20 protein-coding genes and 1 tRNA gene are annotated in these 24,008 nt (G+C 67.7%); 9 read left to right on the forward strand and 12 right to left on the reverse strand.

Annotated elements, in window-relative coordinates:
- Positions 1-68: 68 nt before the first annotated feature.
- The 5 genes from KUV67_08815 to KUV67_08835 all read right to left on the reverse strand — a co-directional run bounded on the left by KUV67_08815 (position 69) and on the right by KUV67_08835 (position 6,609).
- Positions 69-422, reverse strand: a complete 354-nt coding sequence (locus tag KUV67_08815) for a DUF4281 domain-containing protein (GenBank protein MBY6204979.1) — start codon at positions 420-422, stop codon at positions 69-71.
- 41 nt (positions 423-463) lie between these two features.
- Positions 464-799 carry a DUF4281 domain-containing protein gene (locus tag KUV67_08820; protein MBY6204980.1) on the reverse strand — a complete coding sequence of 112 codons (336 nt, stop codon included), beginning with the start codon at positions 797-799 and terminating at the stop codon, positions 464-466.
- A gap of 46 nt (positions 800-845) precedes the next feature.
- A complete protein-coding gene (locus KUV67_08825; protein MBY6204981.1) occupies positions 846-3,047 on the reverse strand; it encodes a TonB-dependent receptor in 2,202 nt (733 codons plus the stop codon).
- A gap of 114 nt (positions 3,048-3,161) precedes the next feature.
- The gene (locus tag KUV67_08830) at positions 3,162-5,228 is read right to left on the reverse strand and encodes a c-type cytochrome (protein ID MBY6204982.1); all 2,067 of its coding nucleotides are present in this window, start codon (positions 5,226-5,228) and stop codon (positions 3,162-3,164) included.
- A gap of 157 nt (positions 5,229-5,385) precedes the next feature.
- On the reverse strand, positions 5,386-6,609 hold the full coding sequence (locus tag KUV67_08835) for an alginate export family protein (protein MBY6204983.1): 1,224 nt from the start codon (positions 6,607-6,609) through the stop codon (positions 5,386-5,388).
- A 182-nt stretch (positions 6,610-6,791) separates the two neighbouring features.
- Here KUV67_08835 and KUV67_08840 point away from each other — a divergent pair, with 182 nt between their 5' ends.
- From KUV67_08840 to KUV67_08855, 4 genes are all read left to right on the forward strand, one after another.
- Positions 6,792-7,877 (forward strand): alkane 1-monooxygenase, encoded by a 1,086-nt coding sequence (locus KUV67_08840; protein MBY6204984.1) that lies wholly within the window; start codon positions 6,792-6,794, stop codon positions 7,875-7,877.
- 38 nt (positions 7,878-7,915) lie between these two features.
- Positions 7,916-7,992: transfer RNA gene (locus KUV67_08845), tRNA-Arg, on the forward strand.
- Positions 7,993-8,323: 331 nt separating this feature from the next.
- Positions 8,324-9,934 (forward strand): integrin alpha, encoded by a 1,611-nt coding sequence (locus KUV67_08850; protein MBY6204985.1) that lies wholly within the window; start codon positions 8,324-8,326, stop codon positions 9,932-9,934.
- Positions 9,927-10,412, forward strand: coding sequence for a GNAT family N-acetyltransferase (locus KUV67_08855; protein ID MBY6204986.1), 486 nt, complete (start codon positions 9,927-9,929; stop codon positions 10,410-10,412). The genes KUV67_08850 and KUV67_08855 overlap by 8 nt, the downstream gene beginning before the upstream one ends.
- Positions 10,413-10,421: 9 nt before the next feature.
- On the opposite strand, the gene KUV67_08860 is transcribed toward KUV67_08855, so the two are convergent.
- Positions 10,422-10,847: an OsmC family protein gene (locus KUV67_08860; GenBank protein ID MBY6204987.1), complete on the reverse strand. Its 426-nt coding sequence runs from the start codon at positions 10,845-10,847 to the stop codon at positions 10,422-10,424.
- A gap of 113 nt (positions 10,848-10,960) precedes the next feature.
- Between KUV67_08860 and KUV67_08865 the strand changes: the two genes are divergently transcribed.
- A complete protein-coding gene (locus KUV67_08865) occupies positions 10,961-11,905 on the forward strand; it encodes a YeiH family protein (GenBank protein ID MBY6204988.1) in 945 nt (314 codons plus the stop codon).
- On the opposite strand, the gene KUV67_08870 is transcribed toward KUV67_08865, so the two are convergent.
- Genes KUV67_08870 through KUV67_08880 form a run of 3 tightly spaced genes read right to left on the reverse strand, consistent with a single transcriptional unit; the run spans position 11,898 to position 13,883 of the window.
- Positions 11,898-12,353: an Rrf2 family transcriptional regulator gene (locus KUV67_08870; GenBank protein MBY6204989.1), complete on the reverse strand. Its 456-nt coding sequence runs from the start codon at positions 12,351-12,353 to the stop codon at positions 11,898-11,900. The two genes, KUV67_08865 and KUV67_08870, sit on opposite strands and share 8 nt — an antisense overlap.
- A gap of 13 nt (positions 12,354-12,366) precedes the next feature.
- Positions 12,367-13,518 (reverse strand): NnrS family protein, encoded by a 1,152-nt coding sequence (locus tag KUV67_08875; protein ID MBY6204990.1) that lies wholly within the window; start codon positions 13,516-13,518, stop codon positions 12,367-12,369.
- A complete protein-coding gene (locus KUV67_08880) occupies positions 13,515-13,883 on the reverse strand; it encodes a YbaN family protein (protein ID MBY6204991.1) in 369 nt (122 codons plus the stop codon). Before KUV67_08880 ends, KUV67_08875 begins: the two co-directional genes overlap by 4 nt.
- A 209-nt stretch (positions 13,884-14,092) precedes the next feature.
- Between KUV67_08880 and KUV67_08885 the strand changes: the two genes are divergently transcribed.
- The 3 genes from KUV67_08885 (at position 14,093) to KUV67_08895 (ending at position 19,531) form a co-directional block, all read left to right on the forward strand.
- Positions 14,093-16,423, forward strand: a complete 2,331-nt coding sequence (locus KUV67_08885; GenBank protein MBY6204992.1) for a nitric-oxide reductase large subunit — start codon at positions 14,093-14,095, stop codon at positions 16,421-16,423.
- A gap of 117 nt (positions 16,424-16,540) precedes the next feature.
- Positions 16,541-17,521, forward strand: coding sequence for an NADPH:quinone oxidoreductase family protein (locus KUV67_08890; GenBank protein MBY6204993.1), 981 nt, complete (start codon positions 16,541-16,543; stop codon positions 17,519-17,521).
- 51 nt (positions 17,522-17,572) lie between these two features.
- Positions 17,573-19,531, forward strand: coding sequence for a S9 family peptidase (locus KUV67_08895; GenBank protein ID MBY6204994.1), 1,959 nt, complete (start codon positions 17,573-17,575; stop codon positions 19,529-19,531).
- A 493-nt stretch (positions 19,532-20,024) separates the two neighbouring features.
- On the opposite strand, the gene KUV67_08900 is transcribed toward KUV67_08895, so the two are convergent.
- The 3 genes from KUV67_08900 to KUV67_08910 form a co-directional block, all read right to left on the reverse strand.
- Positions 20,025-20,777: a slipin family protein gene (locus KUV67_08900; protein ID MBY6204995.1), complete on the reverse strand. Its 753-nt coding sequence runs from the start codon at positions 20,775-20,777 to the stop codon at positions 20,025-20,027.
- Between the two features lie 71 nt (positions 20,778-20,848).
- Positions 20,849-22,303 (reverse strand): nodulation protein NfeD, encoded by a 1,455-nt coding sequence (locus KUV67_08905; GenBank protein MBY6204996.1) that lies wholly within the window; start codon positions 22,301-22,303, stop codon positions 20,849-20,851.
- Positions 22,304-22,395: 92 nt separating this feature from the next.
- On the reverse strand, positions 22,396-23,118 hold the full coding sequence (locus tag KUV67_08910) for an SIMPL domain-containing protein (protein MBY6204997.1): 723 nt from the start codon (positions 23,116-23,118) through the stop codon (positions 22,396-22,398).
- Between the two features lie 116 nt (positions 23,119-23,234).
- Here KUV67_08910 and KUV67_08915 point away from each other — a divergent pair, with 116 nt between their 5' ends.
- Positions 23,235-24,005 carry an NRDE family protein gene (locus KUV67_08915; GenBank protein ID MBY6204998.1) on the forward strand — a complete coding sequence of 257 codons (771 nt, stop codon included), beginning with the start codon at positions 23,235-23,237 and terminating at the stop codon, positions 24,003-24,005.
- Positions 24,006-24,008: the final 3 nt, after the last annotated feature.

The following is a 24,008-nucleotide window of genomic DNA, read 5'->3' on the forward strand; positions in this document are numbered from 1 at the left end:
GCGGAACTCAGGGCTTGACGCGGGAGTTGCGGCAATGGTCGCAGCGATTTGCTCCGGCCCGCACCTGTTCATGCTGGCTGCGCCTCCGGCGTCCGGCGTGCGCGCACCATCCACTGCAGCAGAAGGAACAGCAGCAGTCCGATCGGGCCGGCGAACAGCGTCAGCGCAAGGAAGGGGATCACCATCCAGTGTGCGATGCCTTCGCGCCGGGCCGTGCGAACCTCCCAGCCGCCGATGAAGAGATCGAAGCTCCGGGAGCCTCGTGACCACGCTGCGAGGAGCGCGTTTGGGTCGGAGGAGCCGCAGATCGTGGTTTGCGGCCGGAGTGACAGTGGCCGTCGCCACGGCCGAGGGCTGCAAGCCGCGAGATGCGGCTTCTCCGGCCGAAGCCGAAGGGACGGGCCTTTGCGGGGCTGCCGCACTGTCTGATCGCGCTCATTTGGAATCACCAAACCACGCTTGCTCAGTGCAGCACGGCCGACCCCGCAAAGACTCCGTCGCGACCTCGCAGCGTGGTCACGAGGCTCCCCGAGTAGTGCAGCCAGCCGGCCATGACCAGGCCCGGAACGGTGAATAGCGACATGACCTCGTTCAGGCTGCCGAAGCGGCCTTCGCCGTCCGGCGCATAGGTGACCAGCATCACCGCGTAGACCAGCGCGAGCAGGGCGGGAATCGCGTAGCCCGCGATCCGGTCGGACCACTTCGGGATCAGCGGCGCGAACAGCAGCGCGAACAGCAGCAGGAGCCAGCCGACCAGGGCCGGCGGGTTGGTGATCTCGAACACGGTTTCCGGGGACATCGTGACGGCCTCGTCGAGGAGTGCCGTCCATCATGCCCCCGGCGGGTCAGAACGACCAGTCGACCATGGCGCGGACGGACGTGCCGGGCTCGGCGAGAAGCGGCAGGACCGGGTCGTCGGGCTGCCGTCCGATCACGTTCGCGTGGTTCCAGTAGCACTCGTCGGTCAGGTTGAACAGGCCGAGGCTGATGGAAAGGTCGGCGGACGGCATCCACTGGCCGAGAAGGTCGATCACGGTCGACCCCGGGGCCGAGAACAGCGCTTCGCCGTCTTCATCCACGAGCCGGCGCTGGTCGCGCGTCAGGGTGGCGGCCAGGCGGACTCGCCAGCGGGGATCGGGATCGTAGTCGAGCGCGACGACGGCTTGCGGCGGGCCGACCTCGGGCAGCGAGCGCCCGGTTTCTCGGTCTTCGCCGCGCAGCCATTCGGCGGCCACGTCCAGTGCGAACGGCCCCGGCAGATTTCCGCGGGCGCGTAACTCGGCGCCCTCGATCCGCACGCGTTCGCGATTGATCGACTGGAACAGCAGCGTGCCGGTGGACGGGTCGACGCCGACGAAGGCGCGCGTGGAGATGAAGTCCTCGTAGCGATTGCGGAAGACGGCCAGCTCGGCGCGGAGCGCGCGGCTGCGATAGCGAAGGCCGGCTTCGAGCGTGTGTCCGCGCTCGGGATCGAGGTTCGGGTTCGGCACCGCCCGGATATTGAACATCGGGATGTCCAGGCCGATGTTGACGTCCGAGAACGGCGGAGAGCGGAAGCCGCGGGCGTATTGGGCAAAGCCTTCGAGGCCGTCGGCCAGTGGCCAGACCAGGCCCAGTCGGGGTGCCCAGGCCGTGGTATCGAGATCGGTCAGTGGCGTGTCGGGAAAGGCGTCTGCATAGAGCGGGTCCGACCGGCTGTCGAGCTCGTAGTATTCGAAGCGAACGCCCGGGCTGAGCATCGGCCCGCCGTTCCAGAGACGGATTTCGTCATACACGTAGGCGCCGAATTCGACGACTTCGGTGATCGGGAAGTCGCGCAAGGGAAAGTCTTCGCCCAGGACCACGTCCGTGGTCGTGCCGTCGGCCAGGGAGGTCTGGAGTCCGTCGCGGCGCTGTCGAAGTTCGCTTTCCTGCAGTTCCAGCCCGTAGCCGAGGCGATGCGCGCGGTCGAACAGATCGAGATCCTTTTCGAGATCGATGCCGAAGCCGCGCGTGTCCTCGCGGAAGTCGAAGCGGCGGAAGAGGTCGACCGGATTCGAGGCCAACGGCCGGGATTCCCGCGTGTCCTGGCGCGTATCAGAGACCTGGTACCACGCCCGCCATTGGCCGCGGTCGGCGATGGTCGATGGCGCCAGTTGCTGGTCGAGCAGCAGTCGGATGCGCTGATTGCGATCGTCGCCGAGCAGCGATGTGGTGTTGCGGAATCGGCCGGTGCCGAGCAGGGCGCGGAGGTCCGCGTCGCGTTCTTCGCGGACCGCGTCGAACGTCATCCGCACCGGCCCCAGCGGCGTATCGCGGGTCAGGCGGACCAGCGCGGCCTGCTGTTCGCGATCGAGTCGATCGAGCGGGGTGCCGGTCGGCCGGTCGGCGACGTCCGTCTCGCTGCCGTGCAGGACGGATGCGGCCAGCAGGCCCGACCAGGGGCCGCTGCGCACGGCGGTGGCCGCGGTCGCGCGCAGGCGATCGGAATCGCTGGCGCCCGACAGGCCGACTCGGGTCGCGTGGTCGGTGCCGAACAGGAGGTCGTCGGCATCGATCAGGGACAGGGCGACCACGCCGCCGAGCGCCTTGCTTCCGTAGATCGTCGAGGCGGGACCGCGCAGGATTTCGACGCGTTCGACCAGGCCCAGCTCCAGCAGCCCGCGACCGGAGTCGGCGAAGTTACCCACCGAGAATCGATTGGCTGCCGGCACATCGTCGACCAGCAGCGCCGTGCGATTGCCACCGACGCCGCGGATCCGGAAGCCGCCGAAGCCGAAGCGCGTGCCGCCGCCGTCGACCTCGACGCCGGGTTCGTAGCGGACCAGGCCCGGCAGGTCCAGCGCCAGGTCGCGCTCGATCCGCTCGGGCCCGATGACCGTGACCGTGCCGGCCACTTCAGAGAGCGCGCGCGGTTGCCGGTAGGCGACGACGGTGACCACGTCCATTTCAAGCGCGTCCTGATCGGCCCGCTCGCTGTTCTGCTGGGCGCTGACGCTTCCGCTCGCCAGCCCGATGACCAGGGCAGTGAGGAAGGCGACGGTAATTTCGGATGTTCGTTCAGACATGGTTCATGGTCTCCAGGCCGATGCCGGATGCGGCACCGAGAACTTCGGCGAATCGAAAGAAAGGAACCCCGGCCGCGCGGCGCGCGAACCGGGGTCGAAAGCGATGCGAAGGCTTCAGTAGACTTCGTGCACCGTGTTGTAGACGTTGAACTTGCCGGTCGGGGTGATGACCTCATCGCCCTTGATCACGTGCTTGAGTTCACGCGTCTCGTCGTCGACGATCACGATCGCCGACTCTTCTTCCATGCCGCTCCAGACCGAGAACCAGACTTCGTCGCCGGCCTGGTTGTATTCTGGCTGGACCACGCGTTTCGGGCCGGGTCCGAGATCGGCCCATTCGGCGATCGGCAGCACTTCGTAACCGGCGTCGAGATCGTTGACGTCGAAGACCGCGACCGACTGGCTGACCGCAGCGTCCGGGTGCAGCGGTGTATCGACCCAGAGATTGCTCGATTCCGGGTGCGATTTGACGAACAACGAACCGCCACCCTGGCCCTGGAGCACCTCGACGACCTGCCAGGCGTGCTCCGGATGGCCCTCGGGATCGGTCGCGATCATCGTGATGTTGGCGTTGCCCAGCGCGCTGGTGACCCAGACCGGTCCGTACTCCGGGTGGATGATGTTGGCGCCACGGCCCGGATGCGGAATGCGCTCTACGGGAATCAGCGCTTCGAGTTCTCGATCACGCGCATCGACCACGGCGATGCGGTCGGATTCGTTGGCCGCGGTCAGGAAATAGCGATTGGTGCGATCCCAGCCGCCGTCGTGCAGGAAGCGCGCCGCATCGATCGTCGTGACCTGAAGATTGTCGAGGTCGGCGTAGTTGACCAGCAGAATCTTGCCGGTCTCCTTCACGTTGACGATGAATTCCGGGTGCTCGTGCGACGAAACGATGGCCGCCACGCGCGGCTCGGGATGATATTCCTGGGTGTCGACGGTCATGCCGCGGGTCGAGACGATGCGGCGCGGCTCCAGCGTCAGGCCGTCCATCAACACGTATTGCGGCGGCCAGTAGGCTCCGGCGATCGCGATCTCGTCTTCGTAGCCTTCGAACTTGGAACTTTCGACCGAGCGAGCCTCGAGGCCGATCTTCAATTCGGCGACCTTGGTCGGCGTCTCGTAGTAGAGGTCGATCAGATCGATCTTTCCGTCGCGGCCGATGGTGTAGATGTAGCGGCCGGAGCTGGATGTGCGCGAGATGTGCACGGCGTAGCCGGTATCGATGATGGCCGCGATCTCCTTCGTGTCGCCGTCGATCAACGCGACCTGACCGGCGTCACGCAGCGTGACGGCGAAGAAGTTCTGGAAATTGCGCTCGGACTGCGGTTCGGTGGGTCGATCCTCGACCGGTACGATCAGGTTCCAGGTCTCCATCATCTCCGGCATACCGAACTCGGGCGGATCCGGCGGCTCGTGCTGCAGGAAGCGCGCCATCGCGTTGATCTCGTCCGCGGTGAGTTCGCCCGAAGTTCCCCAGTTGGGCATGCCGGCCGGCGAGCCGTAGTTGATCAACGCCTCGAGGAAGGCGGTGCCGCGTTCCTGGGTGATGTCGGGTGTCAGCGGCTTGCCCGTCGCGCCCTTGCGCAATACGCCGTGGCAGCCGGCGCAGCGTTCGAAGTAGAGCTGCTGCGACTGGGTGAATTCCGCCTCGCTGATATCGGGTGCGCCCGGGGTGGTGATCATTTCGCCGGGCGGAACGGTGGTCGGCGTGCCCTGGTACTTCATCTGCCCTTCGGTGACGCTGGGATGACGCTGCCCCTCGGCGCGGTCGGTCTGGCCGAGCTGGCTGCGCTGTCGAGCGACATCGTCCAGTGAAACCGGCTCGGCATCGTTGCCCCAGGCGGTCAGCACGTGGTTGACGGCGCCGGCGATTTCCTCGTCGGTCATGTGCTGCATCGGCGGCATCACGCCGTTGTAGGTGACGCCGTCGACGACCAGCTCGCCCTGGCGGCCGTTGAGCACGGTCGAGATGACGTAGTTCGGGTCACCGGTGACGTTCGGATTGCCGGCCAGCGGCGGAAAGGCGCCCGCAAGACCCTGGCCCGATGGCTGGTGGCAGGCCCCGCAGTGCGCGGAGTAGGCCGCTTCCGAGGCCTCGGCGCCGGTTGCGCTGCCCTTGGCGACTTCGGCGTCGTGTACGGCGGTGTCCTGGGCCCAGAGCGGCGCGCCGAGCGCCAGCATCGCGGCGCAGCCCAGCGCACGCATGCGCGGATGCAACAGGTTCGAAGCTTCGGATTTCATTTCGGACTCCCGATTGATGACTTACAAATTCACCTTAACAAGCGCGCCGGCTGCACTTCAAATGCGGCCCACGTGCCACGAACGTCGGCGGCCGGCACTAGGGCCAGGCCACCGAGAGTTGCGTCCAGACCTTGGTGACGTCCCGGAACGCGGCGGAATCGCTTTCGAAGCGCGCCGCCTTGATCAGGAGCGAGGTCGACTCGAACAGCGGGATGACCAGGGAGGCATCCAGCTCCCGGCCGTAGCGGTCGCCACCGGCTTCGGCGCGGAACTCGTGCGCAGTCAACTGCCACGTCAATCGGCCGGCTCGTCCGCCGAGCCCGGCGTACAGGTCGTCGAGGCCGCCGTCGGGCGTGACCAGAAAGCGGTCGGCCCAGCCGTTGAACGCGTGCAGCGTGGCCAGCGGTGTGCGGAAGGCGCGACCGGGCCGACGGCTGCCGCCCAGGCGTTCGAAGCCGATTCGCGGCGAGAGCGTGGATGCGAGTACCGTGCCGACCTCCACCCGGAAGTACCCGGCCGAGTAGTCGACCGGCGCGGCGTCGCCGGCATCGCTCTGCAGCGCGGCTTCGGCGAGCCAGCGGACCGGCCGTTCACCCCACTCGGTGCGGCCGGCGTAGCGCAGCCCCAGCGTGCGATTGGACAAGCTCGGCTGCTCGCGATCCTCGATCTGGTAGAGATACGTGGCCAGGCGGTGGCCGGATGCCAGGTCCCGGGAGAAGTTCAGAAGGTGTGTGCGATGGTCGTGCCGGCCGGCATCGAGGTCGGAAGCGAAGATCCGGTTGACCCGGCCGACCCAGCCATAGAACAGAGACCAGTCGCCGATGGCTCGGCGCAGCGTCACGCCGTCGTAGGTCTGCTCGTTCTGGCGCCACCCGACGTTGCCGACGAAGCGGTCGTCGTCGAGCTTGATGCGTTGGCGTCCGGCCTGGATGCGCGTGCCGGCCGACGAGGTCCAGGCGAGCCAGGCGCGCGCCAGCCGGGTGTCCTCGGGGTCGGCAACCACCGGGAACCGGGTGCGATTCGGCGTGGCGCCAGCTCCGGCGTTGTAGTCGTCGGCGCCGATCGCGACGATGTTCGACAGCTCGGCCAGCAACTCGAAGCCGTTGTGGCGAGGGGTGCGATAGGCGAGACGGCTGCGCAGCGTCGATGCCGTCGCGTCCTCGTCGAAGCTCTGCTCATCGACCCACTCGAAGCGGTAGCGCGCGTCGGCGAACCAGCCTGCCTCGTCGGCGCGGGTGCCGCCGGTGGCGAGAACGAGAACCCCCAAGAGAATCGACGCCGCGACCAGCGGCAGGGGCGAGGGCGGTTTTCGTACCTTCATCCGGACGATCCTCTTGCGCGGTTGCAAAAAGTATCCCTGATACATCTTCAGGAAGATTGATCCCGGTCAATTCCGTACCCGATCCTTTCCGCGAGTCGTGCACGGCACCGAGCCCGTTAATTGACCGGTCGGCCAGTTCATGTCTATACTGATCCGGAGCGCACAGCAGCTGGGAGCAGGCAATGGACGCGACGATGGCCCCGGATGCCTCCGGCCGGAAATCCCGGCTTCGGCCGCTCGGCTACTGGCTGATCTTCACCGTGCCGGCGCTGATGCCGGCGGCTTGGTGGCTGGTGCAGGCCACGGGCTCCTACGTGTGCACCGCGCTGCCACTGGTCTGGCTGTACGGCGTGCTGCCGGTCGCCGACGTGCTGATCGGCCGCGATCGCGCGCCGCCGGTTCTCGCGCAGGACACCTGGCTGAACCGCCGATTCATTCCCTGGCTGTGCCTTCCGGTGCACCTGATCACCATCTTCGGCTCCCTGTGGCTGCTGCCGCAGATGCCGTGGTGGGCCGGTGCGCTGTGGATCGCGTCGCTGGGCTACGTCGGCGGGGTGATGGCGATCAACGTCGGCCACGAGCTGATCCACCGGAAATCGAGGCTCGACCGCACGGTCGGCGGCCTGCTGCTGTCGAGCGTCAACTACGCGACCTTCAAGATCGAGCACGTCCGCGGCCACCACGTCTGGGTCGCCACCGAGCACGACCCGTCCTCGGCCCGGCGCGGCCAGACGCCGTACACCTTCGTCCCAAGAGCCCTGGTCCGGAACACGCTCAACGGCTGGACGCTGGAAACGGCCCGCCTGAAGCGGATGGACCTGCCGTGGTGGAAGCACGAGATGCTTGGCTGGACCGCCGTCGTCGCGGTGTTCGCCGTCACGGCCTGGTTCGTCGCCGGCGGGATCGGCGTGCTGGGCTTCTTCGCCCAGGGCCTGGTCGCCGCGGCGACGCTGGAGGTCATCAACTTCGTCGAGCACTACGGCCTGGAGCGGAAGAAACTCGAAAACGGCCGCTACGAGCGCCCGACGCCGCAGCACTCCTGGAACTCCGATTTCTGGTTGAGCAACGGCCTGCTGCTCCAGCTCCAGCGCCACTCGGACCACCACGCCAACCCCGGCCGCCCGTTCACCCAGCTCAGGAGCTGGCCCGAGGCCCCGCAACTGCCGCTGGGCTACTCGGCGATGCTCCCGATCGCGCTCCTGCCGCCGGTGTTTCGGAGACTCATCCACCCGCGCCTGGATGCCCGAAAACGGGCCTCGTCCGGTTGACAATCGCGCAAAAATTGAGATAATGCACGGCTTGCAACGCGCCCGTAGCTCAGCTGGATAGAGTACCTGGCTACGAACCAGGCGGTCGGAGGTTCGAATCCTTCCGGGCGCGCCATTTCAACGAAAACGCCCCGCCTCGTGCGGGGCGTTTTCGTTGAAGCGCCCGGAAGGATGCGAACCTCCGAAAAAAATAAACAATGCGGTTCGAACCGAGGCCCTCCGGGCCAAGCTCGCTGAAGCGCAGCTTCAGCCATCCTTCCGGGCGCGCCGAGCGAAGCCGCGACCCTTCCTAAACCGGCTCCGTTGATGGTCCTCCGAGTTGGAGAAGCGGTCCGCGCGGGGCCTTTTTCATTGGCACGCCCGGAAGGATGCTCCCTCCAGCCCGCTGGAACCTCGAATCCCGTGTCCGTATAGTGCTTTGAATGCAACGAGACGGAGAAGCGGGGATGCGCGGACGAGTCGGTCAGACGATGCCCTTCTTGCTGCTGTTCTTCGGCTCGTTCGCCGGGCCGGTCGCGGCTCAGCTCCTGGTCGAGAACAACCAGAAGCTCTACCACCCGACCGGGTCCGGCAGCTTCGGCGCGGCCATCGCGATCGCGGACATGGACGGCGACGGGTTCCCGGACCTGGTGATCGGCAATCCGGAGAAGATGTTCTTCGGCCAGTTTTCCGATTTGCCGAATGCGGGCGAACTCGCGATCATTCCCAACCAACAGGGCCAATTCCCGACCGACTCCTTTCTCTGGGAGCGGTACGTCCAGTCGACATCGCAGCAGCCCAACTTCATCGGGCGGGTCGACGAGGACGACTTCTTCGGACACGCGGTCGCGACGGGCGACTTCGATGGCGACGGCCAGAGCGATGTCATGGTCGGAGCGCCAGGCGATCACTTTCCCGTCGATGGAATGCCGATCCGCCTCTCCCTGGGCTCCGCCACGGTGGCCTACGGCGATGCGGCAATCGGCCTGAACCGCATGCGCATCTGGCGGCAGGCGGCTCCGAACGTGAATTCGCAGCTGACCTCGATCGTTCCGGGCAACGCCGAAGACGGCGAGCGATTCGGCTGGGTGCTCGCGGTCGGCGATTTCAATGGCGACGGGATCGACGACGTGGCCGTCGGCGTGCCCGGCGAGACGCTGGACGGCACCGCGAACGCCACGGGCGCCGTCAACGTGATCTACGGCAGTTCCCCAGCGGGGCTGACCGAGGACGACGCGCAGTTCCTGCACCAGGGCACGCCCGGAATCGTGGGCGCGCCCGAAGCCGGAGACGAATTCGGCCATGCACTCGCCGCAGGAAACTTCAACTGCGACGCCTACGACGACCTCGTGGTCGGTATTCACAAGGAAGACATCGGCGACGTGACCGATGCCGGCGCGGCGGTGGTGCTGTACGGTGGGCCGTCGGGCCTTGGAACCGAGGTCCTGCCGACCGAGTCCTTCCACCAGGGGCGGGGCGATGTGCGAGGCGACGCCGAGGTGGGCGACCGGCTCGGCTCGTCACTGGCCAGTGGCGATTTCAACGGTGATGGGTGTGATGACCTGGCCGTGGGCGTTCCCTTCGAGGCGGTAAGCACGCTCGCGACGGCCGGCGCCGTTGCGGTGTTCTACGGATCGTCTGCAAATGGCCTGACCGCGGACGACGATGAGTTCATTACGGGCGGCTGGGCCGAAGACACGGAATCCGGCGACCGCTTCGGTACAAGCTTGGCGACCGGCGATTTCAACGACGACGGCAGGGACGACCTGGTCGTGTCCGTACCGGGCGAGGACTACGACGGTGGACCGGTCGACTCGGGGGCCGTGAACATCCTCTACGGGTCGAACGCCGGGCTGGTGGCGGAGGGCAGCGAAGTCTGGCATGCGGGTACGCCCGGCATCATCGGTGACCCTCAGCCGACCAGCGAGTTCGGCACCGGGCTGGCCACCGGTCGGCTCAATTACGGAGACAAGGACGATCTCGTCATCGGCGTGCCGTGGGACCCGCCGGAGTGGGGCAGCGTGAACATTTTGCTGACCGACGGTCCCTTCTTCCTCGACGGTTTCGAGAGTGACTGACAGCGCGGTTCAGGGATCGGCGCTGGAGTCGCGCGAGGCGGACCTCGACGACCCGCGGGTGCAGCGTCTCCTCGAGACGCACACCCTTCGAGCCCTGGCCAACGCCCGCTGCCGCGAAGGCCACGCCCTCGACCTCGATGCACTGCGTCAGCCATCCATCGAAGTGCGCGTCCTCCTGCTCGACGGAGAACCCGTCGCCGTCGGCGCGCTGCGCACCCTCGATGCCACCCACGGCGAACTGAAGTCGATGTTCGTCGCCGACGAGGCCCGCGGGCAGGGCGTCGGCCGAGCCCTGCTCGACCATCTGGTCGACGTTGCACGAGGCAAGGGCATGACCCGTCTGAGCCTGGAAACCGGAACGTCGGACTATTTCGACGCCGCCCGTGCGCTCTACGCGCGAAACGGCTTCGAGACCTGCGAGCCCTTCGCCGACCTGCCGCCGCACGACGACAGCGTATTCATGACGCGAGCGATCTGAGTCGACCGATCAGCCCTCCAGCGCCGCGTCCATCGTGATCTCGGCGGTGAACAGCTTCGAGATCGGGCAATTCGCCTTGGCCGCCTCGGCGGCCTCGGCGAACTGTTCGGCGCTCGCGCCCGGCACGGACGCGCGGCAGTGCAGGTGGATCTTCGTGATCGCGAAGCCGCCGTCGACCTCGTCGAGTTGGACGGTGGCCCGGGTGTCGATGCGCTCGGCGGTGAAGTCGTGCTGGCCGAGGATCATCGACAGCGCCATCGAGAAGCAGCCGGCGTGGGCCGCGCCGACCAGCTCTTCCGGGTTGGTGCCGTTCTCGTCCTTGAAACGGGTCTTGAAGGAGTAGGGCGTGGAATCGAGCACGCCGCTGTCGGAGGTCAGCGTGCCCTGACCGTTTTCCAGGTTGCCTTTCCACTGTGCGGATGCAGAACGTTTCATTGCGTGTTTTCCGATACGAATTGATCCCAGCCTAACAAGCACGGATCAAGGCGGTCCCGGTGTCCGGCTCCTGGCCCGCTACAATCCCGGGCGTCCTTGCACCGATCGCCGCAATGAACCCGACCGCCCTCCGCGTGCTGTTTCTCGTCGCCGCCGCCGCGATGCTGCTGCCGTGGCTCACGGCGCCGATCGGCCTGGCGGCCGGTGCGGTCTTCGGCCTGCTGCTCGGCAATCCGTACGCAGAGCGAACCGGGAAACTGGCCGGCCAGCTTCTGAAGGTCTGCGTCGTCGGCCTGGGCTTCGGCCTGTCGCTGCCCGCCGTGCTGGAAACGGGCGCGACGGGGCTCTGGCTGATGGGGCTCTGGGTGATCCTGGTCCTCGGCACGGGGCTTCTCCTGGCACGCGCCTTCGGGGTGGAATCGGCCACCGGTCGCCTGGTGTCGGCCGGCACGGCGATCTGCGGCGGCACGGCGATCGCCGCCGTCGCGCCGGTGCTGCGGGCGAAATCGGAGTCCATCTCCACCGCGATGGCCTGCGTGTTCGTGCTCAATGCCGTCGCGCTGTACCTGTATCCGTGGACCGGTCGCCAGCTGGGCCTGAGCGAATCGCAGTTCGCGCTCTGGGCGGCGGTCGCGATCCACGACACCAGTTCGGTGGTCGGCGCGGCCTCGGCGTACGGGCCCCAGGCGCTGGCCGAGGCGACGGTACTGAAGCTGGCCCGCGCGCTGTGGATCCTGCCGCTGGTGCTCGGCTTCGCGCTGCTGGTCGCCCGCGACGACGGCACGTCGCGGCTCGCGGGCTTCAAGCCGCCGGTCTTCATCGGCGTGTTCGTGCTGGCGGCGGCGGCGCGCTCGCTGCTGCCCTCCGGCGAGCCCCTGTTCGATGCCCTGTATCTCGCGGCCCGACAGGGACTGGTGCTGGTGCTGTTCCTGGTCGGCGCGGGGCTGTCCCGCGATCTGCTGGCCCGGGTCGGCTGGCGCCCGTTCGCGCACGGGCTGACGCTGTGGCTGCTCGCGACCGCAGCGAGCCTCGCGGCGGTGCTCGCCTGGGTCACATGACCGCGGGTTCGTTCCCGATCTTCAGCAGTTGCTTCAGCGGCCCGACCTTGCCGTTCGGCAGCAGGTCGGCCAGCGTGTGGTCGCGCAGGACGTCGAGGTAGGCGCGGGTCGCGCGAGCCAGGAGCGGCGGAAGCGCACAGGCCGGAGTGATCACGCAGGCGTTATCCGGCCGCATGCACTCGACCATGCCGAAGTCCGGCTCCATTTCGGAAACCACGTCGGCGAGGTTGATCTCGGCCGGCGGCCGGCCCAGTTGGAGTCCGCCCCCGGCGCCGCGCCGGGAGTCGACGAAGCCGGCGGCGGCCAGGCGCTGGACGACCTTCATCAGGTGGTTGTTGGAGATTCCGTAGGCCTCGGAGATTTCGCGGATCCGACACCGCTGGCCCGGGCGGAGCGCGAGGTAGATCAGGACGCGTAGGGAAAAATCCGTGTACTGGGTCAGGCGCATCGTTGCACTCCGGTCAGCCGGGTCGACCGTCGACGCGAGGACGGGTCAACGGACGATAGAAGGATAGCCCGAACAGCAAGAACGCGACGATCCAGGCCAGCGCGGAGGCTTCCAGCACCGGGTCGCGCGGCAACGTGCCGACGGCGACGAGGGTTCGCAGCAGGGCAGCCAGGGATATGCCGCCGAAGGCGAACGCGGTGAGTCCGGAGACCTGCAGGGGGCGACCCGTGTGACCGAGCGTGACCCGCGCCATGACCCCGATGATCAAGGTGCCCATCGCGCCGATGCCCAGCGCATGCATCCACGCCCGGTTGGGGATGCCGGCAGTCATCAGACCTCCGCCACGCAACAGAAGGGCCAGGACGATCCAGGCGTGGCCGAGGTGGAGGACGACGACCAGTGGGTCGCGCAGCGCCCTCCAGCCCCGCCAGAAGGGAAGCCTGGCCGCCTGCAGCGCGGCAGCGGCCAGGCACGCGGTACCGACCAGCCGGAGCGGCACATCGAACTGGGCCAGCGCGGCGGCCACCAGCACGGCGGCCAGGGCAATTCGATCCAGGGGCATCGGACTGCCTACGTCGTCGGCGGGCAGGCCGTTGCGCTTCAGCCAGTTACGCGTGAACAGCGGCGTGATGCGACCACCGACGACCAGCAGCATGACGAGGTAGATGTCCAGGGCCAGGGTCTCGGCGCGCACGGGGTGGTCGCCGATCAGGAACATCGCCTGGGCGCCGGCAAGGACCAGGAGCAGGACCGGCATCGCGTAGTTCCGGCGATTGCCCTCGCCGAGGATCGGCCGGGCGACGGCCACCGCCAGGGCGGGGAGGAACAGCAAGGCACCGAGGACGGCAATGGTGTGGAGGGTTCCCGGCACCAGGTTCCAGGTCGCGACCCGGCCGGCCAGCCAGGCCGCGACCAGCAGGGCGAGCCATCGACCGCTCAACGGTGCGGTCGAGGTCCAGTTCGGAACGGCGGTCAGGAGAAAGCCGGCGACGACCGCCGGGGTGAAACCGAACAGCATTTCATGGACATGCCAGAACACCGTCGGCTCGGCGGCGGGCGGAAGCACGCCGGCGATCATCGCCGCCCAGAGCGCGATGCTGGCCACCGCGTGGACGGCGGCGAGCAGGAAGAACGGTCGGAAGCCGGTGGCCAGCAAGGTCTTCATTGCGCACCTCGACGCGGCGCTGGTCGGCTTGCGATCCAGGCGGCGATCGCGGCGAGAAGCGGGAGGACGATCGCCCGCGCCGCTTGCGGAAGGTCGGTCACGACCAGGACCAGCGCGCTGGCCGACAGCAGGGTCAGCGCGAGGCACTTGGCAGACCGGGGAACGGCGCGCTGGTCTTCCCAGTCGCGTACGGCCGGCCCGAACTGCGGGTGCCGGCGGATTCGTTCGGCCAGTTCGGGTGCTCCGCGGGAGGCGGACCAGGCCGCCAGCAAGAGGAAGGGCGTGGTCGGGAGCAGGGGCAGGACCAGGCCGATACCGCCGGTGGTCAGGCAGACCAGCGCGAGCGCACGGTGCACCCGCTGCATGCCTCGTCGAGACCCTGGATCGTGAACGCTCATCGGATTGCCGGTCTCCCGAAAAAAGATGCGCACAGTATACATCTTTAGTAAAAAAGTATCTATAATGCATCTTGAGTCGTCGGCGGTCCGGCGATCCCCGACCTGGCCCCGATGCCGGGCGGCCAACAAGGAAGCCCCGCTGGGGCGCGTTAACGAGAAAAGGGAAGGAGACAACGATGGATCCGACACGAAGACTCTGGTGGATTCTCGGCGTGATGTTCGCGCTTTCGTTCGGCGCATTGCTGTTCATCGGCTCGGAGATCTACCGCGAAATGCCGCCGATCCCGGAGCAGGTGGTCAGCGAGGACGGATCGACGATCTACACCCGCGACGACATCCAGCGCGGTCGCCAGGTGTGGCAGACGCTCGGGGGTCAACAGACCGGCTCCGTCTGGGGCCATGGCGCCTACGTGGCGCCGGACTGGTCGGCCGACTGGCTGCACCGCGAGGCGGTCGCGATCCTCGATATCTGGTCCGAAGGAGAGTTCGGAACGTCCTTCGACCGCCTCGATGGCGAGCGGCAGGCCGCACTACGCGCCCGGCTGGTGCCCGAGATGCGGACCAACACCTTCGATCCGGCCGACGGCACGGTCGTGGTGTCGGTCGACCGGGCCGAAGCGATCGAACAGGTGCACGGGCACTACCAGGCACTGTTCGGAAGCGACCCGGAGTTTCACACCCTGCGAGAGCAATACGCGATCGCCGACGGCGCCCTGGCTTCGACGGAGCGGCAGGAGTTGCTGCCGGCGTTCTTCTTCTGGGCCTCCTGGGCGGCGAGCACGGAGCGCCCGGGCTCGGACATCACCTATACCAACAACTGGCCCCACGAGCCGCTGGTCGAAAACACGCCCAGTACCGGAATGGCGATGTGGTCGATGGCCTCGATCATCCTGCTGCTCGGTGGCGTCGGCGCCCTGTGTTGGTACTACGTGGCCACGCGCCACGAGGGCGAGCTGCCCACGCCGCCGGCCAACGATCCGCTGCTCGGTGGAGGTCCCACGCCCTCCCAGCGAGCGGTGGCGAAGTACTTCTACACGGTGATCGGGCTGTTCCTGGCCCAGATGCTGCTCGGGATGATCACCGCCCACTACGCCGTCGAGGGCCACGGCTTCTATGGCTTCAACCTGTCCGAAATCCTGCCGTATTCGGTCGCCCGGACCTGGCACACCCAGCTCGGCGTGTTCTGGATCGCGACGGCCTGGCTGGCCACGGGTCTGTACGTGGCGCCGGTGATCTCCGGCCATGAACCGAAGTTCCAGAAGCTCGGTGTGGACGTGCTGTACGTCGCCCTGCTCGTCGTCGTCGTCGGCTCGATGGCCGGAGAGTGGTTCGGGGTGATGCAACGCTTCGATCTCGACACCAACTTCTGGCTCGGGCACCAGGGGTGGGAGTATGTCGATCTCGGCCGGTTCTGGCAGATCCTGCTGTTCGCCGGCCTGATGATCTGGCTGGGGCTGGTCGGGCGGTCGCTCTGGCCCGCCCTGAAGCAGCCGTCGGAGAACCGGGCCCTGATCGTCATCCTGTTCCTGTCGACGATCGCGATCGGGCTCTTCTACGCGGCCGGGCTGACCTGGGGCAAGCACACGCATCTTTCGATGGTGACCTACTGGCGCTGGTGGGTGGTCCACCTCTGGGTCGAGGGCTTCTTCGAGGTGTTCGCGACCGCCGTGGTGGCCTTGCTGTTCACGCGCATGGGCCTGGTCCGCGCGAAGCTGGCGACCCACGCGGTGCTGTTCGCGACGATCGTGTTCCTGTTCGGCGGCATCCTGGGAACGCTCCATCACCTTTACTTCGCCGGCACGCCGACGAGCGTGATCGCGATCGGTGCGGTGTTCTCCGCCCTCGAGGTCGTGCCGCTGGTGCTGATCGGCTTCGAGGCCTGGGAGAACTTCCAGATGCGGCGGGCCGCCCCCTGGGTCGCTCGCTACAAGTGGCCGATCCTGTTCTTCGTCGCGGTGGCGTTCTGGAACCTGGTCGGTGCCGGGCTGCTCGGTTTCCTGATCAACCCGCCGATCTCGCTGTACTACATCCAGGGCCTGAACACGACCCCGGCACACGGCCACGCCGCGCTGTTCGGTGTCTACGGCATGCTCGGCATCGGCCTGCTGCTGTTCGGCCTGCGCGGGCTGACTCGCGATGCCGGATGGAACTCCCGCCTGCTGAAGCCGACCTTCTGGCTGCTCAACATCGGCCTGGCGGCCATGGTGTTCGGTTCGCTGCTGCCGGCCGGCGTCTACCAGGCGTTCTGGTCCATCACCGAGGGACTGTGGTACGCGCGTTCTCCCGAGATCATCCATTCGACCGTCATGGAAACGCTGGTCTGGCTGCGCGTGCCGGGTGACATCCTGTTCGCCGCCGGCGGGGCGCTGCTGGCCTGGTTCGTGTTCGGGCTGTGGCGGGGCGGGCGCCTCGAAGCACGGCCGGTGGACACCTCTGCACCGCAACGGCCGGCTGACAGCGAGGCCGGTGCCGAGCCGGCCGTGGTCCGGTCGGTCGGAAAGCCGTAGCGCTCCCGACGGCCCGTCACCTGCACCTCACGCCGCCCGGCTCCCGGGCGGCGTTTTCGTATCCGGTCGAGCGATCCGGCTTGGCATACTGGTTGGCCGCTTTTCCAGGAAATTCCGATGCGCGCCATCCAGGTTCACGAATTCGCCGACCCGTCGAAGGTCGAAGTCCACGAGATCGACGACGCCCCCGAGCCCGGACGGGGTCAGGTGCGGCTGACGGTGGCCGGCGTCGGCATCGGCTATTTCGACGGTCTGCTGGTCAGCGGGCAGTACCAGATCCGGCCCGAGCTCCCGTTCGTGCCCGGCAGTTCGATGGCCGGCATCGTCGAATCGGTCGGCGACGGGGTGACGCACCTGAAGGCCGGTCAGCCGGTCGCTTCCTTCGCCCTGCACGGCGGCCTGGCCGAGCGCGTCGTGCTGCCCGCCGCGTCCTGCGTGCCGCTGCCGGCATCGGTGGACCCGCACGCCGCGGCCAACTTCTTCGTGTCCTGGGCCACCGGTCTGTACGGCCTGCGCGAGATCGGCAAGGTGCGGGGCGGCGAGACCGTGCTGATCCTCGGCGCGGCGGGCAGCACCGGGACCACGGCGATCGAATGCGCGAAAGCGCTGGGCGCGAAGGTGATCGCTGCCGCATCGACGGAGTCCAAGCGCGTGCATTGCCGGGACCACGGCGCCGACGAGGTGGTCGACTACACCGCGGACGGCTGGCGCGACGAGGTCAAGGCGATGACCGGGGGCAGGGGTGTCGACGCGGTCTACGATCCGGTCGGCGGCGAGTCCGCCGAACCGGCGCTCAGGCTGCTGGCGCCGGGCGGGCGCTACCTGGTGGTCGGCTTCGTGACCGGCATCGCGAAGATACCCCTCAACCTGCCGCTGCTCAAGCGCTGCAGCATCCACGGCGTGAACTGGGGCGGATCGGTCATGGCCGATCCGTCGGTGGTGCCGCCGGTGCTGTCGACCTTGGTCGAGTGGGCGGCCTCGGGAACGATCGATGCGGCACCGGCACAGGTCTACCCGCTGGCTCGAACCGGGGACGCGTTCGCGGCGCTGTTCTCGCGCGAATCCACCGGCGCGCGGGTCGTCGACCCACGCGCTTGACGCAAGCTGCGTATGCTCGCCGTCTACCGATTGCTGCAACGAGGACGATCCATGCCCCTTCGAACCGAATTCATGCTGGCGACCGCCGGCCTGCTGGCGTTGTCGACGGCCGTCGCCGCCGACGTCGACCGCCGGACCGCCAATTCCGGAAACGTGGTGCTCGAGGACGTGCCGGAGATTCCGGCCGAGATCGGCGAAGCGCTGACGCGCTACCAGAACGTGCGCTCGGCCAGCGTTGCCGGCTGGAGCGCCGACGGCGAGTCGATCTACATCGAGACCCGCTTCGGCGAGGTCAGCCAGCTGCACCGGGTCGACCAGCCCCTGGGCATGCGCCGCCAGCTGACCTGGTTCGACGAACCGGTCGGCCAGGTCGCGCGGCGGCCGGGGTCGGACCAGATGGCTTTCACCATGGACGAAGGCGGCAGCGAGTTCGCGCAGATCTTCCTGTTCGATCCGTCGACGGCGACGCACCGCATGATCAGCGACGGCGAATCGCGCAACGGCGGGCTCCAGTGGTCCGACGACGGCCGCTACCTGGCCTTCCAGTCCACGCGCCGCAACGGCCGTTCGAACGATATCTGGTTGATGGACATGGAATCCGACGGCGAGCCGAGGATGGTGCTCGAGTCGCCGGACGGCAGCTGGTGGGGTCCGGTGGATTTCGCCCCGGACAACTCGAAGCTCCTGATCGTCCAGTACATCAGCGCCAACGATTCGCGCATCCACGTGCTCGACCTTGAATCGGGCGAGCGGGAGCGGATCGCCGGCGGCGGTGAAACGATGTCGCGCAACCTGCCGTCGGGTTTCTCGGCCGACGGCGAATCGGTGTTCCTGGCCACCGATGCCGGCAGCGAATTCGCCCAGCTCGCGCGCCTCGACCTGGACACCGGCGAGACCACCGTGCTGACCGCGGACATCCCGTGGTCCGTGGCCGGCGTGCAGCTGAACCATGCACGCGATGCGGGCGTGTTCGTCACCAACGAAGGCGGAATCAGCCGCGTCTATCGCTTCGATCCGGCCTCCGGCGAGTACGAACGCATCGACTCGGTGCCCGAGGGCGTGGTCGGCGGTGGCGTGTTCAGCCCCGACGATTCCCGGATCGCGATGGTGGTCAACAACGCCCGTTCGCCGAGCGACGTCTACGTCTTCGACTGGGCAAGCGGCGAGCGCACGCGCTGGACCGCCAGCGAAGTCGGGGGCCTGGACCCCGACGGCTTCGTCATGCCCGAACTCATCGACTACCCGACCTTCGACGAGGTCGACGGTGAAGCCCGCCGCATTCCGGCCTTCGTCTATCGTCCGGACGGCGAGGGGCCGCACCCGGTCATCATTTCCATCCACGGCGGCCCCGAAGGCCAGGCCCGCCCGACCTTCAGCTCGACCTACCAGCTGTGGATCGACCGCGTCGGTGCCGCGGTCGTGGTGCCGAACGTGCGCGGTTCGTCCGGCTACGGCAAGAGCTACCTGCAGCTCGACAACGGCTTCAAGCGCGAGGACTCGGTGCGCGACATCGGCGCCCTGCTGGACTGGATCGCCGAGCAGCCGGAGCTCGACGAGAACCGCGTCGCGGTCTACGGCGGCAGCTACGGCGGGTACATGGTGCTGGCCTCGGCGGTGCATTACAGCGACCGCCTGAAGGCCGCCGTCGACGTCGTCGGCATCTCCAACTTCGTGACGTTCCTGGAGAACACGCAGGACTACCGCCGCGACCTCCGCCGCGTCGAGTACGGCGACGAACGCGATCCGGAAATGCGGGCCCACCTCGAGGCCATCAGCCCGTTGAACAACGTCGAGAAGATCGACGTGCCGATGTTCGTCATCCAGGGCGAGAACGACCCCCGGGTGCCGGTCACCGAGGCCGAGCAGATCGTTGCCGCCTTGCGCGAGCAGGGCAGCCCCGTCTGGTACATGAACGCCCTGAACGAGGGACACGGCTACCGGAAGAAGGAGAACCGCGACCTGTACGCCGAGGCGGTGGTGCTGTTCCTGGAGACCTATCTGCTGGATTGAAGCGCAGGAAGCGGCGGGCCCGTAAGTGACGGCTCCCGCCCGCTTTGCCTGCTGGAGGGGGCTCCGACCGAACCTCCTGCGAGTCGCTGGGCACCGGCTCGGAGGCCGGGGTGACCGGCATGATGATCGAGGGCGGAAAGGTCCTGTGGGAGCGAGCCTGCTCGCGAACGAGCCCGATAGGAATTCAGGAGCCTTGACGGAACCCCCTGAAAGTCACTGGGTCCCGGCTCGGAGGCCGGGGCGACGGTGATGGCGATTGGGGTCGGGGGCGACGGTGGTACGCCTGCAGGAGTGAGCTTGCGAGCGAACCTCCCGCAATCCGGCGCCAGGCCGGCGCATTCGCTCGCAAGCTCACTCCCACAGATCAAGGCCCCGCCCACAAGCGCCCCGCCCTCCAACAGGCCATGATCACTCCGGTGCGTCTCCGAGGGAGAGTGAGGACTTCGACACCGGGCGAACCATCGCCTGCGCCCGCTGCGATTCACCGCCGGCACTACTTGCCCAGCAGGCTCTTGATCGTATCGATCGGTACGGGAAACACGACGGTGGAGTTCTTCTCGCCGGCGATGTCACCCAGGGTCTGGAGGTAGCGTAGCTGGATGGCGTTCGGGCTCTCGGCGAGTTTCTGTGCGGCTTCGACGAGCTTCTGGGCGGCCTGCTGTTCCCCTTCGGCATGGATGACCTTGGCCCGCCGCTGGCGTTCGGCCTCGGCCTGCTTGGCGATCGCGCGAATCATCGATTCGTCGAGGTCGATGTGCTTGATCTCGACGTTGGTCACCTTGACGCCCCAGCCGTCGGTCTGTCGGTCGAGGATGACCTGGATGTCCTCGTTGAGCTTGTCGCGTTCGGCGAGCATCTCGTCGAGTTCGTGCTTGCCGAGCACGGAGCGGAGCGTGGTCTGGGCGAGCTGGCTGGTCGCGTCCATGAAGCGTTCGACGTTGATGATGGCCTTCTCCGGATCGACCACGCGGTAGTAGACCACGGCGTTGACCTTGACCGATACGTTGTCGAAGGAGATCACGTCCTGGGTCGGAACGTCCATGACCACCGTACGCAGGTCGACGCGCACCATCTGCTGGACGATCGGGATGACCAGGATGATGCCGGGGCCCTTGACCTTGTCGAAGCGGCCGAGGGTGAAGATCACGCCGCGCTCGTACTCGCGCAGGATCTTGATCGTGTTGGCCAGCAGCAGGATCAGCAGAAAGCCGATCACGCCGGCGAAGCTCAGGACGTCGATGTTCATGCGATTCTCCTGTCGTACGTGATGCCGGTGGTGGATCGACGACGGGCGCCGGCCCGGTCGATCCCTTGCGTTCAGGGCGTTTTCGATTCGCCCGCTGTCCGGGGGTCGTCGGCTTCGACCTCGAGCACGAAGCCTTCGTCCTTCATGCCGACGATTCGTACTCGCTGTCCGCGCCGGACGGCATCGCGGGACCGGGCGAACCAGTCCTCGCCCTGGACGTGCACGCGGCCGCGGCCTTCGTCGAAATCGTCGATCGCCTCGGCCGTGTGGTCGATCAAGGATGCGCGCCCGGTCATCCGGGGCCGCTGCAGCGCGCGCCGGGCCATCCACACGATCATGCCGAACAGGACGGCGCCGGACACGGCCAGGCCGGCGATCAGACCGTCGTTGACCGCGAAGCCGGGGATGTCTTCGTCGAACAGGATCACCGAGCCGAACACGACGGCGATCAGTCCGCCGATGCCAAGGATGCCGAAGGACGGCACGAACAGTTCCACGGCAATCAATGCCAGGCCGAGGGCCATCAGCGCGAGGCCGGCGTAGTTCACGGGCAGGATCTGGAACGCGTAGAGCGCCAGCAACAGACTGATGCCGCCGATGACACCGGGCACCAGGGCGCCCGGGTTGTAGCCCTCGAGCAGCAGTCCGTAGACGCCAACCAGCAAGAGGATGTAGGCCAGGGTCGGGTTGGTGAGGATGGACAGCAGTTCGAAGCGCCAGTCGGGCTCGACGTCGGTCACGGGAAGGCCCTGGGTCCGGAGCGTCACGCTGCGGTCGTGGAGTTTGACCTCGCGGCCGTCGATGGCCGTGAGGAGCTCATCGACGTTCTCGGAAATCACGTCGATCACGTTGGCCTCCAGCGCTGCGGGGGCGGTCAGCGTGGCGGCGTCGCGCACCGCGGCCTCGGCCCAGTCGGCGTTGCGACCGTGCCGCTCGGCCAGGCCGCGAATATAGGCAATCGCGTCGTTGAGTGATTTCGCGCCGGAGGCATCGGCCGGTTGTCGATCGGGCGCCGTTGACCCATTGGCTTCCGGGTCATCTTCGTTCGCGCCGGCCTGGTCGTCGCTTGACTCGTCTTCACCTGCCGGCGCCGGCGAGGTGCCACCGATCGGCACCGGGGTGGCGGCGCCGAGGTGGGTGGCCGGCGCCATCGCCGCCACCGGGCTGGCCAGGAGGATGTAGGTGCCGGCGCTGGCGGCGCGCGCGCCGTCGGGTGCCACCCAGGTCGCGACCGGGACGTCGGCGTTGAGGATCTTCGAGATGATGTCCCGCATCGAGGCGTCGAGCCCGCCGGGCGTATCAAGCTTGAGTACGACCAGGGCGGCGTCCTCCTCCTCGCCGCGCTCGATCCCGCGGACGATGAAGTCGCGGGTCGCCGGGCCGATCGCGTCGGCGACGGTCAGCTGGAGGACCCGGTCGGTCTCGTCGTCCTGCGCCGCGGCACCCGCGAGCAGCAGCAGGCCGGCCAGTAGCAGGCCGCCGGCGGCCAGGCGTCGGCGAAACCCCCGAGTCGATGGCTTCGACATCGTTCGCATGACTCCATCATCCCGGACCGGTGTGCACGGTGCGTGCAGCCGGGCCCCGTGTTCGTCGACGCGCCGTCCCGTCGCCGCGTCGCTCAGTCGTCGAGCATGTAGTCGATCGTCGTCACGACGCGGACCAGCTTGTCTTCCGGCGACGTCGGGTCGCGTTCGGTGATCGTGAAATAGCCCTGGCGCGCCGAGCGGATCGCGCCGACCCGGCTGCCCGAATCCTCGGCGAACTGGTCGGCGGCGCGTCGCGCGTCGGCGGTGGCCTCGGCGATCATTTCCGGCTTGATGTCGTCCAGGCCGGTGAACAGGAACTGCGAGGCATTGCCCCAGTCGGGCATCAAGGGAACGCCCTGGCTGATCAGCTCGGCGGCCTGGTCCATGGCCTGGCGGGTGGCCTCGACCTTGGTCGTGCGCAGGGTCAGCGTTCGCTGCGCTGCATAGCGCTCGGCCGGTCGCTGGTTGTCGTAGGCGTTCAGCCAGCGGTCGGTGACCTGCGGCGGATTGCGGCGAATCTCGTCGTCATTGAATCCGTTGAGCTTGAGGTAGGCCACCACGGATTCGTCGGTCCTGTCCATTCCGGCGCGCAATGCCTCCAGTGTCTCGGCGGACAGCGAGTAGGTGATCGGCCAGATCGCCAGGTCGGCTCGGACCTCGCGCTCGGACAGGCCCTTGACCTCGACGAAGCGATCGCGCACCGCGAAGTCGCGCACCGCGTCGGCCAGGAACAGGCTGGCCAGCACCAGCCCGATGGCCAGAAGCAGCGGTCCGAACCAATCGCGTTCGCGGGCTGTCGTTCGTTCCTGCGTCATCGACGAACCTCCCGTGCAACAATCGAGTCCATGATCGTTTCCATCATAGTCGCAAGGCCCGTGCTTGCAGGCCGTGTCCGTGCAGGGCTTGGACTCCGGCGACGAGGCGAAGTGCCATGTGCCTGATCGCCTTCGACTGGCACCCCGACCGGGAGCGGCCCCTGGTGCTGGTCGCCAACCGCGACGAATTCCACGCCCGGCCGACCCGCGCCCTGCACTGGTGGAGCGGGCCGACGGGGCCGCTGGCCGGGCGCGACGAGCAGGCCGGCGGCACCTGGCTGGCGGTCCGCCGCGACGGGCGCTTCGCAGCGCTGACCAACGTGCGCGATCCGGCGGCACCGTCCGGAGAGCGCTCGCGCGGCGAGCTGGTCGTCGAGGCGCTGGTGGGCGACGGAGACATCGAGACGTTCGTCTTCGACGTGCACGCCCGGCGCCACGATTACGGTCCGTTCAACCTGCTGGTCGGAAGCCCCGAGCGGCTCTGGCAGGTCGGCAGCCATTCCGCGCCCGATCGCGTGACACCGGGTCTGCATGCCCTGTCGAACCAGGCGCTCGATACGCCGTGGCCGAAGTCGATCCGCGCGGTCCGCCGGCTCGAGGCGGCGCTGGACGGCGCCCCGCTGGACGATGCCCCGCTGGACGATGCCTCGCTGCCGATCGGGACCCTGCTGCGACTGCTCGACGACCGCGACCCGGCGGCCGACGACGAGCTGCCCGAAACGGGCGTGGGCCTGGACCTCGAGCGGCTCCTGTCGGCGCCGTTCATCGTCGGTGACCGCTACGGCACGCGTTCATCGTCGGCGCTGGTGCTGGGCAGGACCGCGCGGATGGCCGAACGGGTCTTCGATGCGGACGGGACGCGGATCGGCGAGCGCGCGTTCAGCTAGAGG

This window comes from Halomonas denitrificans (genome assembly GCA_019800895.1).
GTDB lineage: Bacteria > Pseudomonadota > Gammaproteobacteria > Xanthomonadales > Wenzhouxiangellaceae.

Bases quoted from the DNA above. Each gene is read 5' to 3' on its own strand.
- KUV67_08865 (MBY6204988.1), top strand. From the start codon at position 10,961: ATGAACCCGACCGCCCTCCGCGTGCTGTTTCTCGTCGCCGCCGCCGCG.
- KUV67_08840 (MBY6204984.1), top strand. From the start codon at position 6,792: ATGGACGCGACGATGGCCCCGGATGCCTCCGGCCGGAAATCCCGGCTT.
- KUV67_08830 (MBY6204982.1), bottom strand. From the start codon at position 5,228: ATGCTGGCGCTCGGCGCGCCGCTCTGGGCCCAGGACACCGCCGTACAC.
- KUV67_08825 (MBY6204981.1), bottom strand. From the start codon at position 3,047: ATGTCTGAACGAACATCCGAAATTACCGTCGCCTTCCTCACTGCCCTG.
- KUV67_08895 (MBY6204994.1), top strand. From the start codon at position 17,573: ATGCCCCTTCGAACCGAATTCATGCTGGCGACCGCCGGCCTGCTGGCG.
- KUV67_08910 (MBY6204997.1), bottom strand. From the start codon at position 23,118: ATGACGCAGGAACGAACGACAGCCCGCGAACGCGATTGGTTCGGACCG.
- KUV67_08850 (MBY6204985.1), top strand. From the start codon at position 8,324: ATGCGCGGACGAGTCGGTCAGACGATGCCCTTCTTGCTGCTGTTCTTC.
- KUV67_08880 (MBY6204991.1), bottom strand. From the start codon at position 13,883: ATGCAGCGGGTGCACCGTGCGCTCGCGCTGGTCTGCCTGACCACCGGC.
- KUV67_08835 (MBY6204983.1), bottom strand. From the start codon at position 6,609: ATGAAGGTACGAAAACCGCCCTCGCCCCTGCCGCTGGTCGCGGCGTCG.
- KUV67_08900 (MBY6204995.1), bottom strand. From the start codon at position 20,777: ATGAACATCGACGTCCTGAGCTTCGCCGGCGTGATCGGCTTTCTGCTG.
- KUV67_08870 (MBY6204989.1), bottom strand. From the start codon at position 12,353: ATGCGCCTGACCCAGTACACGGATTTTTCCCTACGCGTCCTGATCTAC.
- KUV67_08905 (MBY6204996.1), bottom strand. From the start codon at position 22,303: ATGTCGAAGCCATCGACTCGGGGGTTTCGCCGACGCCTGGCCGCCGGC.
- KUV67_08915 (MBY6204998.1), top strand. From the start codon at position 23,235: ATGTGCCTGATCGCCTTCGACTGGCACCCCGACCGGGAGCGGCCCCTG.
- KUV67_08820 (MBY6204980.1), bottom strand. From the start codon at position 799: ATGTCCCCGGAAACCGTGTTCGAGATCACCAACCCGCCGGCCCTGGTC.
- KUV67_08890 (MBY6204993.1), top strand. From the start codon at position 16,541: ATGCGCGCCATCCAGGTTCACGAATTCGCCGACCCGTCGAAGGTCGAA.
- KUV67_08885 (MBY6204992.1), top strand. From the start codon at position 14,093: ATGGATCCGACACGAAGACTCTGGTGGATTCTCGGCGTGATGTTCGCG.
- KUV67_08875 (MBY6204990.1), bottom strand. From the start codon at position 13,518: ATGAAGACCTTGCTGGCCACCGGCTTCCGACCGTTCTTCCTGCTCGCC.
- KUV67_08860 (MBY6204987.1), bottom strand. From the start codon at position 10,847: ATGAAACGTTCTGCATCCGCACAGTGGAAAGGCAACCTGGAAAACGGT.